A 15,060-nucleotide genomic window follows, 5' to 3' on the forward strand; every position below is an offset into this window, starting at 1 on the left:
GCCTTCAGCTCATCGGTCATTTCATAGGCTCCGCTGCTGTTTTTCTTGTAATGAATATTTTCAATCCCGTTCTTCAGGATGTCTTCTCCTTCCGGCGATACCCACCAATCAAACAACTGCAGAATGCGGTCCCGCTTGTCGGCATCCACGTCCTTGCTCAGGACGACTTTGATCGTTCCGCTCGTCGGCGTGGACGTTCCCCGCATCCCGTCCTTGCCCATCGGCGGCGCCAGCTCCACAAATTTAGCTCCAGGAGCAATCGTCTGCAGCTGCTGATTGGTTTGCTGGCTGAATTGGTAATGCATGTCGGCAAAGCCCACTTTGCCCTGCGCGTATTTCTCGTTGAAGTTCGTATTCGTAACAAAGTCTTTGTCGAGTACACCTTCTTTATATGCACGGCTCATAAAGGTCAGGAACGCCTTCCATTCGTCCGATTGGACCTGCATCGGAATCAGTTTGCCGTTCTCCTCTTTCCAGCCATTCGCGAGCCCAAATGGTGCAAACAGCTCCGGCATGCCCAGCAGGCTTGCGTTGCCAAGCGCCGAGAATCCGAAGGTATCGTTCTTCCCGTTGCCGTCCGGATCCTGGGTCGTGAAAGCTTTGGCGATATCATAAAACTGGTCGATGGTGAATGTATCCGGGGACGGTACGGGAATGCCCAGCTTATCCAGCCAGTCCTTGCGGACGTAAATGGTATTTTGGGCCGTGGCGTAGATCGGAATGCCGAAGATTTGGTCCTTCGGGTTCAGCAGCGCCCATTCTTCCGGTTTTGCGATGCTTTGCAAATGAGAATATTGGGCTAGCTGGGGTTTCAAGTCCTGAAATACGCCCTCCTCCACCCATTTCAGATATTGGCTTGGACTATCGATCCGCATGACGTCGGGCAGTTTGCCGGATGCCGCGATCACGTTCAGCTTTTCGTAAAAATTAGCATTCGGCACCCATTGAATTTGCAGATCCACATTGAATTTGTCATCGATGTACTTGATGATCGGATGGTTGTTGTCCGGCCAGCCCCCGCCTTTCCATGATGCAATCATCATGTCAATTTTGATCTTCTTCGGCTTGTCCTTGTCTCCGTTCGTTCCAGACGCGGTACCCGTATCCTCTGATCCCACGGATGAACATCCAACGACCGCTAAAAATACGAGACTCATAACCAGGATGATTGAGAGCATTCGTTTCACTTCAGGTGACCTCCATTACCCATAGGATTTTGTCCTCTTCCATTTCAATATATCTTGCTGACAGGGGTCACTTTTTCACAAAATGATGATCTTTTTATCCGAATTTCCGATCATGAATTTATCTTTTTCGGGAATTTCAGCGTGACGACGCTTCCTTTACCCGGTAACGACTGTACACGGACGCCGTAGGATGATCCGTATTTCAGCACCATTCGGGCATGTACGTTGATGATTCCAACCGATTCCTCCTGGGCGAACGGCTCTGCCTGCTGCTCCACCAGCTCCATTCGATGCATGATCCGCTCCAGGTCTTCCTCGGGGAACCCATTCCCGTTGTCGGTGACGTCGATGACGAGGTCGCCCTCTCTCTCATAGGCTTGCACCGTAATTTGGGCATGGCCGTTTTTGGGTTCGACCGCGTACTTCACGCTGTTCTCCACGATCGGCTGCAGCGACAGCTTGATCATGCGGCAGTCCATGCAGGACTCAGGCACCGATATGCTGCTGCGAAAATGATCAAATCGGATATGAATGATATCCAGATAATTGTGCAGATTCTGCAGTTCATCACGCAGCAGCACTTCCGATCCTGGCATTTTCGAGGTATAGCGGTAGACGCCCGCCAGGCGGGTTGCCATTTTCTCAATGGTCGGCACCTTCTCGATAAAAGCGATGCTCTTGATAATTTCCAGCGTATTGTACAGCAAATGCGGATTGATCTGGCTCTGAAGCGCCTGAATATGGGCATCCCTTTGCCGCAGCTGCAGCTTCATCTCATTGATCTCCAGACGATGGACGGTGTGGATGAGCTTATTCAGCCTGGACGTCATCTGATTAAAGCTCCCGTTCAGTTGCTGAATTTCGTCCCTGCCGGGAACCACGATCGCACTGACCTTGGTATCGCCTGTCTCCACGCGCTTCATCAGATTCCGCAGGTGAAGAATGGGCTGGACCACTTGGCCGACCATCCTGGGGATAAAGAGCAGCGATAACGCAATGATGCCCGTCATCACCCACAGCGTAGCCTTGCGAGCGAAGTCCAGGCCGCTGGCCATCTCGTGCATAGGCACGGAGGCGACCATATTCCAGCCGGTCACTTCCGAGCGGTTGCCGGACATTAGAATTTTTTCCCCGTTTCGCACAATGACGGCATCCTGCTTACCAAAGGGAAGGAGGCCCAGAGCCGTGTCCTCCACGTGCCGGCCCGCCAAACTCACGTCCGGGTGATACACGATTTCGCCGCTCGAATCGACGATAAAAAAATACCCTGTTTTCCCGAGCCTCGTCTGTCCAAGAATATCCTGGATTTCCGTAATCGATAAAGCGATATTCAGGTTGCCGATGAGCTTAAGGGAATTCGGATCAAATACAGGGACGATGAGCGTAATATAAGGGTATGCGGGGACAATCGCATCTTCATGGCGGTAATAAGAGGGAACGATTTTTAATTGATCGGACAAGGGGCCTACCATCCAGGGCGAGGATTCAATCATCGGATGGCTCAGGGAGTGATCTTTCGAATAAATCAGCCGGCCGTCCAGCGAACGGAGAACGATGCCCAGGACGTTGGAGTAATTGATCGCGATATATTTCGACATGATGCCTTCGACCAGCGCTTCCTGTTCCCGGTTGAAATTCTCGCCGCTGATGAGCCATTTCTGAAGAAGACCACTCTCCGGATTGTCGCCAAGCAGCGAATTCGAGGGCAATGGACCGGCAATCGAAGCGTAGGTCGATTGGGCCATTTGCGTAAAATACCGGTCCAGCTGATGATTGATTCTTGCGGTTGAGTCCTGGGCAATCGTGTAGAAATCTTCCTTGGCCGATTCCGTGTAGTAGTAGGATGTGAAGACCGCCATCAGTGCTATGGACACAAAGCTCACCGACAGCACCAGCCCGAGGATCTTCGTCTTGAAAGAGAAGCGGTAATGCCAATGGCTCCATTTCATGATCCCATCCTCTTTCTGTATTCGAGGGGCGCCACCCCGGCAAGTGCCTTGAATACCCGCGTAAAATAGGGCGTAGACGAGTAGCCGACGATGTCCGCAATTTCGGATACGGCGTATGAGGTCGTTCGGAGCAGCTTTTTGGCCTCATCAACGCGCAAACGGTTGACGTAACTGACAAGCGAGCTGCCCGTATGCTTTTTGAACAGTGCGCTGAAATGGGAGACGCTGAAATTCGTCAGGTTCGCCATGTCCGTGAGCGACAAGTTCGTTTTATAATTGGCGTCGATATACCGGCACGACTCGGCAATGGCCGCGGGCATGCTCGTTTTCGGTGTTCCCGGGAATCCAAGGTACCACTTTTCCAGCAGTGTCATGTAATATTTCAGGGTGGACGCATCATCGCCTGACTGATATTTCGGAACGTCCGTGAAGTCCAGGCCGAATTCATTCATCAGATTCTTCAGTTTGTGCTCCATCATGTTCAGCAGCCCGACCCGGGCATTTCTGTTCAGCAGATGCAGCCTTAAGATGGACTCGATGAATTGGCGCTGCTTGTGCATCACGGCATCGACCGCCAAGCCCTGGCTGTTATCCAGTAAAGACTGAAACTTGACGATATAATCGTTCAGGTCCTTTAGCGATTCCAGCTTCTCCTTCGATCGGTTTAATGCTTCGGTCATCGTTTCAAACTCTACCGGCTTCAGCAAATAGTCCGATACGCCATACGTCATCGCCTTCTGGGCATATTGGAAATTGTCGTATCCGCTAATAATGACCGATACGAGCGGAATGCGATGCTCGGCTATTCTTTTGATCAAAGATAACCCGTCCAGTTCGGGCATCATGATATCGGTGATCACGAGCATGGGCCATACTTCTTGAATCATGCTCCACGCTTCTTCCCCGTTGCTGCATTCTCCAACGACCTCGAATTCCTCCCCGGCCGTCTTCACCATCTGGACGATTCCTTTTAATACCCACGGTTCATTTTCGGCGATCAGAACGGTGTACATTTTGCGCTAACCCTCCATTGTCGGTAATTATCCAAGATGCTTGGGATATCCTTTCTGGTATCTAAAAAAACCATTCGTGAACGAATGGTTTTTTCCTGCTTCTTGACGGCCGGGTAATCACTCCCATTCCATGCTACAATATCCGGTATATACCAAAAGAAGGCGAGGAGGCAGAAGGCTGTTATGAATGTACGGCTGGCAGAACAAATCATCGAAAAATGGGCAGCGGCGAATGCCGGTGCGATCGGTCTAGATCCGAATCATATCCAGGCTTCATATATCTATAATCCGGGAGGCTTCGGCAATTTGTCTCTCCGCTTGTCGGACGGCCGCACGCGGCTTCATGTTAAGCTGGCTCCGCCCGATCAAAGCGAGCGGCTGCAGCAGTGGGCGGACGTCAGCGGTTATCTTGCCGAACACTACGCCGCACCCAAGCTGGTCCACAGGATTGAAAGTGAGATCGTAGAAGGGTATCCGTATGGCCTTGTGTTCGAATATATCGAGGATGCGGTCCCGCTGGCGGAAGCGCCGAATCCTGAAGCTATTCTGACGGGCGTCATCGAGACCGCCTCCAGGCTGCATCGCGACGGCATTCTCCGCAGAATGCTGCCTGAAGCCGAAGCCCGCACTTATGCGGATGCATTTGAAAACGAGTACATATCCAGGTTTACGGAAGATTTGGAAGGAATCCGCGGATCCCGGGAGCTGCTGCGGGATTTTGTGTCGGATGAGACCATTTCGTGGTTTGGAGAAGAGATCGAAAGGCTGAGGGAAACCGTCCGGCAGACCCCGGCTTTCGAGCTCCCTGCGCGCGATGTGGTTCATAACGATCTGAACGGAAACAACGTGCTGACTTGCGGCAAGGACAGCTTTCGGATCATCGACTGGGACGATCTTTCCGGCCAGGGAGATGCGGCGATGGATTATTCGGTTATGTTATGGCCGCTAAGGCATGGCCCATCATGGCCGGTTTGGAGGGAGAAGGTGTTGGCCACGGCAGGAGAAACGGTTGCCGAGCGGCTTGAGCTGTATTTTCGGGCAAAACTGCTGGACGACGTCATTGACGTACTGGCCGATTACGTCGAGTCGGAGGAGGTTCCGGAACATCGGGAAGAGGCCCAGCGCAAGGCCAAAGCAGTCCATCTCCGCTCGTATCCACAGTATCTCGCCCAGTATGGAGCTGGATAAGCAGGCAGCGTTAGAGGTGGAGACGAATTGCTGTTCTTAAATACGGAGAACACATCATAAAACTCTTTCCAACCGCCTTGATAGACGGGTAGGAAAGAGTTTTTTTCACGATGTACAGACTGCGTTTATTTCCGGGCAACCAGCCGCATCAGCATGTCGACCTTCGGAATTCGATATACCTCGCTTCCATTCGAATTGATGACCATTACGCCGGAGAGGACAGATAAGTAACAAGCGATGATTCCCGGGGATCTCCTTCCACCAATTCCCCTGCCTGCTGACCCTCCTTGAATAACGGCAGCAGTATATCGACAGAGGAATCCATGGAATATTCCTGTTGAAGCTGCTTGACTTGCTCGGGCACGCCGTCGGAAGTGATTGACTGGTGAATCAGCATGAAATACGGCGCGCCGCCTTCATTTAGGATTTCAGCCGTTAACGCCTTGATTCTCTCGAGCGGCGTTCCCGGCATGTCATAGATACTGCGCAGCGCCGCTTCAGATTCGGCCATCGCCTCCTGAACGAGCGACGTAAACAATTCGTCTTTGGATTTAAAATAATGGTACAGCAGCCCGTTGCTGATGCCTGCCGTCTCCGCGATCATACTCATCTTTGCGCTGAGGATGCCTTTGCGGGCAAACACCTGAAGCGCTGCCGCCTTGATTTGTTCTTTTCGTTCATCGCGAATTTGGTGCAATTGCTCTTCGTTTAATGGTGCCAATGTCAAGTACCCTTTACCGGAAGCTACCGTTTTTTCTACCAGTATATCAAATCCATCTTGGCTATCGCTATGGTCTTACCAGCTCGAACGGCGATTCAGGGAACCGCGGAAGTATTTCTTCGAGAATCGTTTCCACAGGTTGGCCGTTGTCCGCCGTAAGACCGGAGAGCAGCTTCCTGCCCTCATCCGAAGCGGTTAACACTTGGACAGCTGTCTCAGGATTGAAAATGTTACGGGGGGATACCGCTAACGTATTAACCGCCCAATAGAGTCCATAGAACTTCCAGTCGGGTTTGCTGACCGCATACCTCAGGAACAGCTCCATATATTCCCGGCTGAAGGCGTTCCTCTTGCTCGAATCCGTCCCATGGTATTCGACACCCTCCCACCGGAGATCGGCCGTACAGTTCAGCCAGAACGCCGGCTCGATGGCCTCCTTGATTCGGTGAAGCACGCCGCGCTCCCAGTCCGCCCGTTCCTCAGCGCGCTGTTCCCGCAGACAAACCTCCAGGATTTCGACAGAGATGGCAGCCACGGTCATGCCCTGGCCGAAGATCGGGTCATAGATGCAGTAAGCATCTCCCAGGACCAGCAAGCCTTGCGGCCACAGCGGCATCTGTTCGAATCGATGGCAGTACAACTCCGGAACGCGGAAAGGTCTGGGTGACGCCATCGGTTCGAAATCGCGGACGAGTTCTGCGATCTTCGGGCTCGGAAGCTGCTCCAAGGCGCTCTCGAATTCGGCGGCATCCGTCGGAGGGTAATTCCCGCCCGGACGGGCGAGCAGCACTTCAGCCGTATCATTCTCGATAAAAGAGAAGACACTCGTATACGTACCGCTCGCAGGCTGCCCTTGAATGTTGATGACATCCCATTCATCGATCAAATGAGTCAGGTGCGGCGGTACTTTATAGCGGCGGGTGCTGTATCCGAGCGAAACTTTCAACAGATCCGGCTTGGGAACCTCGTAGCCCAGATCCGTAAGCCAGCCCGACAGCTTTGAAGATCGCCCGCTCGTATCAATAACCAGGTCGGCCATCAGGGCTTTCTCCTTGCCGGACTGCTCGCGGTCTCTGGCCTGCACCCCTAGTACCGTGGATCCGTCAGGGCTCGTTAACAACCCCGTCACCTGGTGTTTCGTCAGAAATTTCACGTTGGAAATGGCTGCCGCCCGCTGGCGGATGACCCACTCCAGAAGCGCTCTGCTGAATTTAAGATCATCCCGGTCGTACTTCATTTCCAGGGTGCCGTACTGGTTCATGAAATACGCGTTTTTGTTCAGTGAAGACGGGCAGCCGTTCGCAATCATATCCTGCTCATAACCAGGAAAGAGGCGTTCGATGACCGCTTTCCCCCGCGCCGTAAAGCGATGCGGATGGAATGCCTGAGGCGTTCCCGGCCGGACGTCCGGCCCTGCCGGATAGGCATCATTTTCGACGATCAGTACCTCTTTGAATTGTTCCGAAAGCACGCGTGCGGTCATGAGTCCCGCCATACCTCCACCGATGACGATGGCCTTGCTTGTGTTCACCTTGGTAACCATAACATAATTCCTCCCAGTTTTAGATTGACTCATTCAGTCTACAATATTCCAAAAAAATATGAATCCCTTAATTTAGATTGACTCAGTCAGTCAATGTTATTATGCGGCGATTAACAGTTATTGTCAACTCCTTTTTCAGACGCCCAATTTGCCTCTTCAGACATTTTCGGGCACAACAAAACGGCGGCCGACGAAGACTTGAAGAATAGCAGTCTATCCCTGCGGCAGCCGTTGTTTAATCACGCTTTCCGTTACTTTCAAATAGGAACGTAAAACCTGTCGTGTTGGATCACTTCTGCGGCCGTCTCGGCCGGATCCTTTTGATTCGTATCCACAAGATAATCCGCATTGTCTGCTGCTGACTTCAGTTATTTAGCAAAAACAGCGACCGGTCCAGTGAATGGATATCCCCTCTCTTATGGAGCCGCTCCGCTATCGTTTCTTCGTCTGCGTGCAGTACCGCATATTTGAGCTGTACGTTTAAGTCGGCGATCTGCCGGCAGAACCACTCGAATTCATCTTCGACGACAAAGTCGATCACGACGTGAAAATCGTTTTGGATAAAGTTTCTGGTGACCGAAAGGATATTCATCCAAGCCAAGCTCAGACGTTCCTCCCATGTCGGGACGGGCTCCGTCATCTGCATGTGGAGTAAATCGTCGCCCTCGATCAGCACACAGCGTTCCACGAGCCGAGCCAGCTCTTTCGACGTTGTCGATTTTCCGACCCCGAGCGGACCGGAGATCAGATAGATTTGCTTCGTATCACCGTCCATATGTAATCTTCCTCCTCTCTACAAAAGTCATCAGCTGCGCCAACTCGGCCGGGTTCAGACTTCTGTAATATGCCAGAGAACACCGGCGGGATCCAGCAGGTGGATGGCGCGTCTGCCGTACGGCTGGATTTCAGGAGGCTTGGCTTTCACGCCGTATTTTCCGACGACACCGGAGTGTTGAAGATGGCTCCACCACGCATCCAAATCCTGGACGCATAGCTCCAGCATATAGTTCATTTGCAATTCAGCGTTCTGATAGTTCTGTAAATGGAATTCCGTTTCGTCCATCCGGAAAATCGTCAGCTCATCGCTGGTGAAGATTTTTTCAAATCCCAAATCCTCATAGAACTGCACAGCAAGCGGGTAATCCTCACCGGACGGAACAAAAGGCCTTAGCTTCAGCGCTTTCATCGTCATCATCTCCTTAACAAGAGTTATTAAAAACGCCCCACGGCATCATTATATCAGCCGCAGGGCGTAATCCAACGAGTATTATATTATTATACCGATCATATTCCTATCTCAGCCAGCGATGCTGGTCCAAATGGATCATCGAGCGTGTCACCCGAGCTCAATAGCCAGGCAGTGGGCATGATTTGTCGGCCTATGCTCCGGAAGGGAAACAACCAGAGCTCCGTAAGGCTGTTCGAACGGTACATCGCCCACACCCAGCAGCCGCACGGACTTTACTTTGTCAGCCGGGGTCAACGTACGAATGACGGCCAGACGATCCTCCGGCCAGCGCATTTGGAAGGCGTAGAGAATATTCCCCTTCTGCGTAAATCGGTAATCTGCCGCTGTCCATTCCACTTTGTTTTCGGTGAAATGGTCAATGACCACCTGTGAAGGGCCTTCGCCTGACACGCGGAATGGGCGGGTGCCAAATATTCCTTCTCCGCAGACTCGAATCCACTCGGCCATCTCCCTGAGGATATGCGTGCACTCGTCGTCGATCGTACCATCCGGCTTCTGCGGAATATTCAAGAGAAGATTGCCGTTTTTAGAAACGATATCGACCAGGATCTCGATGACATGCCCAGGCTTTTTATACACAGACCTCACATTATAGAACCAGTCCCCTACGCATGTGTCGGTCTGCCACGGCTCAGGCTTAATGTCAGGCTCTTGGCTCCGCTCGATATCCAGCACGCCGATCGTGTATATTTCCTTGCGCCGATCCTTCTGGTTATAAACCGCACGGTTCACGCCGCCATGAATCGCCGCGCTCGTATTATACAGGTGTGCGACAGCGCGCAGTCCAGCCTCGTAGGCGGGATCATCCAGGGACAGCTCCGGCTTTTCCCAGTAGCCTGGTGTGAACGGCAGCCCGCCGTCCGAGTACAGCAGATCCGGCTGATACTTATCAATGATTTCCTTCATCACGGAAAACCAGTGACGATGCCACCATGGATTGGACGTATACCAAGGCGCAATCGAATCAGCCTGTATCCTGCCATGATGGTGTTCCTTATTGGGCAGATACAAATCCTCATTCGCCGGATCGTTCCCATCGTAAGGAATGCCGGCATATGGCCCCTCCTTATCGCTGCCTTTATTCCAATGGAACCAGCTGAATGTGGCGCCGAGATGCTCCGTTAGGCCAAAAGGCAGCCCACGCCGTGCGGCGGCATCCTTCCACAGAGCGACAATATCTTTTTTGGGTCCCATATTGACCGAGTTCCAGCGATGGATGCTAGAATCATAATTGAAGAAGTTATCATGGTGCATCGCCTGCGCCACAAAATATTTGGCCCCGGCTGCCGTGTATAAGTCCATTAAGGCATCCGGGTCAAACGCCTCCGCTTTCCACAGCTGCACAAGATCTTTATAGCCAAATTTCGATGGGTGCCCGTAGTGACGGACATGGTATCGGTATTGTTCCGAACCTTCAATGTAGATGTTCCGTGCATACCAGTCTCCGTACATCGGTACGGACTGGGCGCCCCAGTGCGACCAGATCCCAAGCTTGGCGTCCCGGAACCACTCCGGACATTCGAATTGGCGGAGGGACTCAAAGGTAGGTTGGTAGGGGCCTGCGGCGATTTCGTTCCAGTTCATCGGTATTGCCTCCTTTGCTCGAATCAGGAATTGATTTTATCCTAGCAATCCTCATGCCATGAATGAATACAGAATCCTAACCTTCTGTTGGATAAAATTATCTACTCTATATAGAACGGGGAATACATATATGGGCAACCAATCACTAGCAAGGCTGTATATGGAAAATCTGGACGTACGGGTCACATCGATGGGATATAACCAGGTATGGACGGACTGGCGGGAGCTCGACTATACGCCGGACTTCAACAAGTTTTATTTGATCTGTGACGGGGAGGGATGGCTGAAAATCGGCGATTCGGAATTCAGTCCAAAACCCGGACAATGGTTTCTTATGCCTCATGGCGTGAAGCAGTCCTATTCTTACACTTCGGGCCCCAGATACACGAAATATTGGTGCCATTTTACGGCTCGAATTGGGGACCGTAATCTCTTTGACCTGATTCAAACCCCACTGTATGTGGACACAAAAAATGACAGCGAAGCGATCCGGCTGTTCCGCGAATTGCTCGACAGCGATGCTGCGGCTTCCATTAGCGGTCCGCTGCTTGTGAAATCAGCCATGCTAAGATTGGTGTCTTATTATATTGAGCACGCGGTTTCCTCCGAGGTCAGCCTCCATCGTTCGACGGAGCCCGAACCTCTCGAACAGGTGATTTCGTATATTCAGAGCAGCTACCGTCACAACCTGACCATTGCGGACTTGGCAGAAAAGGCTCATTTGCATCCCAACTATTTCATCCGTGTATTTAAACGCCAGTTCGGGATTTCCCCGATTCAATACATCAAGAAAAGAAGGCTGGAGGAAGCAAAACTGCTGCTTGTGACGACGAACCTCCCGTTATCTGAAATCGGCGACCGGATCGGAATATCCGATATCTCCTACTTATCCAGAATTTTCAAGGAATCGACCGGCTTCTCGCCGACCGCATACCGGATGACCTTCAACTCACATCAAACGGTATCGCCTTAATGAAAAGCTGGTGCAGCTGCCGTTAACACGAAAAAAATGGTGCTTGTACAAGCACCATTCCAATGAAAAATATGCCTTGCCTAAAGAGTCAAGCCCACTGTCTTCAGCACTTCCGAGTAAGACGGTTTGGGCTGATGCTTCGCATCAAATAAGAATGGCCAATTCTTTCGGCCCCGCACAGGGAAATGGTCCAGCCAGGTATAATCATCGGCAGCGCCCCAAAAAGTGACGGAGGTGATATATTCGCTGTATTCCTGGAACAGCCGGAAAAATTGACCGTAACGTTCCGCTTGAAGAGCCAGCATCTCTTCCGTCGGAGCCGTGAGGTCGGTCCGCCGGTCATCGAACGCAAACATCGAAACGTCCAGCTCCGTAATATGCAGCTTCACGCCCAAACTGGCGTATTTCTCGATCGCCACGCGGATATTATCCAGGGACGGGTGATACAGGCTCCAGTGCGCCTGAAGCCCGATGCCATGGATCGGCACCCCCTGCTCGAGCAGCGATTTGACGAGCGTGTAGATTTTCTCGCTTTTCACCGGATCGGCCTCGTTGTAATCGTTGTAGAACAGCAGCGCCTCCGGATCGGCTTCATGGGCGTACTCAAACGCCTTGGCGATGAAATCCTCGCCGATAATATCGAGCCACTTCGAAGGCCGCAGCAGCTCGCTGCCGCTGTCGGATACCGCTTCGTTCACCACGTCCCAAGCATAGAGCTCTCCCCGGTAACGGGATACGACCGTGTTGATATGAGATTTCATGCGGGCAAGCAGCGTCACCCGATCCGTTTGGCTGCCGTCTTCATTTTCAAACACCCATGCCGGCGTCTGATTGTGCCACACCAGCGTATGACCCCTTACTCCCATGCCGTTGGCTTTAGCCAGGGCCACCATACGGTCTGCAGCCTCAAACGTATACCGGTCCTCCGCAGGATGCAACCTTTCGAATTTCATTTCATTTTCGGCAGTCACACTGTTGAAATGCTCGATAAGCAAATCACGCTGCGAGTCCAACGTCACCGGATTGACGGCGGCCCCGATCAAAAACTGTTCTTTAAACGCTTCGCGCAACCTCATCATACCTATCCCCTCCTAGAGAAGTTCTACACGCCAATGCTTCATGAAAGACGCCTTCATCCCAAAGTGTAAGCCTCCTCATGATCACGCAACAACCTGCCATTGACTGTGTCCTCACCCGGCAAAGTATGGTTGTCTTTGACCACACCTTGCGACTTTCAAAATAACATCCAGCACAAACGAGGACATTCCCAGAGGAACACCCCTTTTGCATAAGGAGCAAACGGAAGTCGGGTTACTTCAGCACCTGGTATTGAAAATCGGAAAAATCCGCCGTCCCTCCGACCTCCCGGGTGGAAAACAAAAACAGACCGATGCGGCATCCCATAAAATGGTCCAGCTTGTATACCATCTGGTGCGTAATCCCAAGCTGCTTCCAATCCGCACCATCCCGGTAATAAAACATGCACTCATCCGCATTGTTCACGAAATTGCCGATCGTCTTGAGTGTGACGACGTTTCCGGACACGGGGATTCTGGCGAGTTCGGTCCCGGGCTCTTCGTCGACCAGTTTGCCGAATATGGAGCGGTCTCCTTGGTCAAGGCGATCAAGCCGTACGGTACCGATCAAAAAGCATAAGCCAGCATAATCGCCATCCTTCAGCCCGCTGCCGTCCAGCGTGACCGTTATTTCGCATGCCGGTCCCATGGCGCGCTGCGTCAGCGTATTGACCGCGAACGTCAAATTGGGGCTGATCTTGCCGGATGTGACCCGGTAGACTCCTGGTTTGTCCGTTACGGACCACAATGCATCGTCAGGAGTATGATTCCACTGCCAAACATCCTTCAGGCGTACTTTGCCATCTTCGTCCGGCGTGTAATCAAAGTCGTCGCTTCCAACCAAAGGCTGGTAGGTATACCCGGGTCTTGTGCTTGGCAGCTCGATCATTGGGGGTGCTGCTTTGGCGAATACCGGAAAACCGTTCTCAAAGCGCAGCGGAACAAGCACCGGAATCCGGCCGACGGCGCCGTGATCCTGAAACAGCACAGCCACCCATTTCCCGTCCGGCGTATCCACTATGCCGCCCTGCGCTACGCCTGAATTGAAATACCCCATATCGTCATTAAAGACCTCACCGCCCGTAAACTCGCCCTCCAAGGAATCCGCCGCAAAGCAGGCCTGCGTTCGGCGCCCCGAAGCCTTCGAAATATGGATAAAGAAAGCATAATACCTGCCATCGATCTTATAAAAGTGAGCACCCTCGTACCCGAGATGGTACGGCTCCCGTTCTTTCACGATAACGCGGTTCAGCCCGCCGGGTTTGGGACCGGAAAGATCCTCCTTCAATTCGAGCAGGTGAATCTCGGCATTCCCGTAAATCAGATACGTCCGGCCGTCATCGTCAAACAGCAGGGAGCAGTCGTGATAAAAGCCCTCGATGTATTGCTTCGTCCATGGGCCGGTTACGCTATCTGCCGTGTACAAGTAAGTCCGGCGGGTATCGTTCGCCACGAAGATGACGTAGAATTTTCCCTTGTGGTGACGAAAAGATGGCGCCCACATGCCCCTGGCCGTAAATATGTTGGCCGTCTTCGAGCCGCTGTGCGGGCGTATTGTCCAGTACGTCGTACACATGTGAAGCCACCTCCCATTGAATCAGGTCATATGATCGCAGAATGACGCAGCCCGGCATCATGTGCATCGTCGTGCTCACCATATAGTAGGTATCCTCTACCCGGATCACATCAAGATCCGGATAATCGGCCCATATAATCGGATTTGGATACATGTTCTCTCTGCCCCTTCCTAATCGCGTTGTACAATGACTTCGATCGACACCTCGGCCAAAGCCGGGTTCAAATCCCTTTCTTCCGTTAAATCAAGCACCGGATATTCGTCCATGCCGAAATGAACGCGGCGGATTCCGGACCCTCTTGGCCCTTCTACTCCAGGTCGGGCATGGTATACGTTCCAAGTAACGCCATCGTCATCGGTAATGTAAGAATTATGGCCCGGACCGTATTCGCCCGGGACGCTTCTCGACGTCAGCAGCGGATAATTGCCCTTCGTCCAGCTGCCGGGATCCAGCAGGTCCGCATTCGCATCGGCGGTCAGCAGGCCTACACAATAAGTAGCGTCTACCGCCGCGCTCGAGAAGGTTAGAAAAATCCTGCCGTCCCGGATCAAAGCAAACGGCCCTTCATCGACAAAGGTATGGTTATTGGCCCAGCCAAAGTCCGGCTTGGTCAGCAGCACCGGATCGCTCGCCAGCCTCCACGGCTCCTTCGGATCCAATTTCGCGATATAAACCCAGGCGCCAAGATCTTCAGGCACGAATTGCCGCTCCGACCAAGCCGCGTAACATTCCCCGTTCACCTGGATGACGGTCATGTCCAGGGAGATCACCCTGCCCGCCTCGCATAACTCGGTACCATCTTTCCTGACGACGCGCCGGGGCATCGACCAGTCAGCTGCGCAAGTGGGGTCCCCACCCTCGCGCAGCTTCATCACGTGGCACTCTTCATAGAAAAATTCGCCTGTCGTTGCCGCATGAAAAATGTACAGCCTGTCCTCGATAATATGGAACTCGGGCGCCCATAACAGCCCTTTAATCGTGATCATAGGTTTGTGTATCC

Annotated in this window: 13 protein-coding genes and 1 pseudogene; 2 read left to right on the top strand and 12 right to left on the bottom strand. The window is 52.4% G+C overall.

Annotated elements, in window-relative coordinates:
* From CPT76_RS19140 to CPT76_RS19150, 3 genes are all read right to left on the bottom strand, one after another.
* Positions 1–1,178, bottom strand: a 1,178-nt coding sequence (locus CPT76_RS19140) for an extracellular solute-binding protein (protein ID WP_146116355.1), incomplete at its 3' end; no start/stop codon positions are given.
* Positions 1,179–1,297: 119 nt separating this feature from the next.
* Positions 1,298–3,136, bottom strand: coding sequence for a cache domain-containing sensor histidine kinase (locus tag CPT76_RS19145; protein ID WP_105443961.1), 1,839 nt, complete (start codon positions 3,134–3,136; stop codon positions 1,298–1,300).
* Positions 3,133–4,149, bottom strand: a complete 1,017-nt coding sequence (locus tag CPT76_RS19150) for a response regulator transcription factor (protein WP_105443962.1) — start codon at positions 4,147–4,149, stop codon at positions 3,133–3,135. The genes CPT76_RS19145 and CPT76_RS19150 overlap by 4 nt, the downstream gene beginning before the upstream one ends.
* A gap of 183 nt (positions 4,150–4,332) precedes the next feature.
* Here CPT76_RS19150 and CPT76_RS19155 point away from each other — a divergent pair, with 183 nt between their 5' ends.
* Entirely contained in the window at positions 4,333–5,337 is a 1,005-nt protein-coding gene (locus tag CPT76_RS19155) for an aminoglycoside phosphotransferase family protein (protein ID WP_105443963.1), read from the top strand.
* Between the two features lie 205 nt (positions 5,338–5,542).
* Here CPT76_RS19155 and CPT76_RS19160 read toward each other — a convergent pair whose 3' ends face one another.
* From CPT76_RS19160 to CPT76_RS19180, 5 genes are all read right to left on the bottom strand, one after another.
* Complete coding sequence (locus tag CPT76_RS19160; protein WP_308737619.1) at positions 5,543–6,058, bottom strand: TetR/AcrR family transcriptional regulator; 516 nt, start codon at positions 6,056–6,058, stop codon at positions 5,543–5,545.
* A gap of 67 nt (positions 6,059–6,125) precedes the next feature.
* Positions 6,126–7,601 (bottom strand): NAD(P)/FAD-dependent oxidoreductase, encoded by a 1,476-nt coding sequence (locus tag CPT76_RS19165; protein ID WP_105443964.1) that lies wholly within the window; start codon positions 7,599–7,601, stop codon positions 6,126–6,128.
* A gap of 364 nt (positions 7,602–7,965) precedes the next feature.
* The gene (locus CPT76_RS19170) at positions 7,966–8,376 is read right to left on the bottom strand and encodes a P-loop nucleotide/nucleoside kinase family protein (RefSeq protein WP_258168592.1); all 411 of its coding nucleotides are present in this window, start codon (positions 8,374–8,376) and stop codon (positions 7,966–7,968) included.
* Positions 8,377–8,430: 54 nt separating this feature from the next.
* A complete protein-coding gene (locus tag CPT76_RS19175) occupies positions 8,431–8,787 on the bottom strand; it encodes a VOC family protein (RefSeq protein WP_105443965.1) in 357 nt (118 codons plus the stop codon).
* A 150-nt stretch (positions 8,788–8,937) separates the two neighbouring features.
* Positions 8,938–10,434 (bottom strand): alpha-L-fucosidase, encoded by a 1,497-nt coding sequence (locus CPT76_RS19180; protein WP_105443966.1) that lies wholly within the window; start codon positions 10,432–10,434, stop codon positions 8,938–8,940.
* Between the two features lie 130 nt (positions 10,435–10,564).
* Between CPT76_RS19180 and CPT76_RS19185 the strand changes: the two genes are divergently transcribed.
* The gene (locus tag CPT76_RS19185) at positions 10,565–11,407 is read left to right on the top strand and encodes an AraC family transcriptional regulator (RefSeq protein WP_181152926.1); all 843 of its coding nucleotides are present in this window, start codon (positions 10,565–10,567) and stop codon (positions 11,405–11,407) included.
* A gap of 80 nt (positions 11,408–11,487) precedes the next feature.
* Here CPT76_RS19185 and CPT76_RS19190 read toward each other — a convergent pair whose 3' ends face one another.
* From CPT76_RS19190 to CPT76_RS19200, 4 genes and pseudogenes are all read right to left on the bottom strand, one after another.
* Entirely contained in the window at positions 11,488–12,486 is a 999-nt protein-coding gene (locus CPT76_RS19190) for an endo-1,4-beta-xylanase (RefSeq protein ID WP_105443968.1), read from the bottom strand.
* A gap of 232 nt (positions 12,487–12,718) precedes the next feature.
* Positions 12,719–14,059 (bottom strand): glycoside hydrolase family 43 protein, encoded by a 1,341-nt coding sequence (locus CPT76_RS19195; RefSeq protein ID WP_258168593.1) that lies wholly within the window; start codon positions 14,057–14,059, stop codon positions 12,719–12,721.
* A gap of 37 nt (positions 14,060–14,096) precedes the next feature.
* Positions 14,097–14,213, bottom strand: a pseudogene (locus CPT76_RS40060) (hypothetical protein); the annotation flags it as partial.
* Between the two features lie 17 nt (positions 14,214–14,230).
* Positions 14,231–15,060, bottom strand: an 830-nt coding sequence (locus CPT76_RS19200) for a family 43 glycosylhydrolase (RefSeq protein ID WP_181152927.1), incomplete at its 5' end; no start/stop codon positions are given.

This window comes from Paenibacillus sp. AR247 (genome assembly GCF_002968895.1).
Lineage (GTDB): Bacteria > Bacillota > Bacilli > Paenibacillales > Paenibacillaceae > Paenibacillus_AQ > Paenibacillus_AQ favisporus.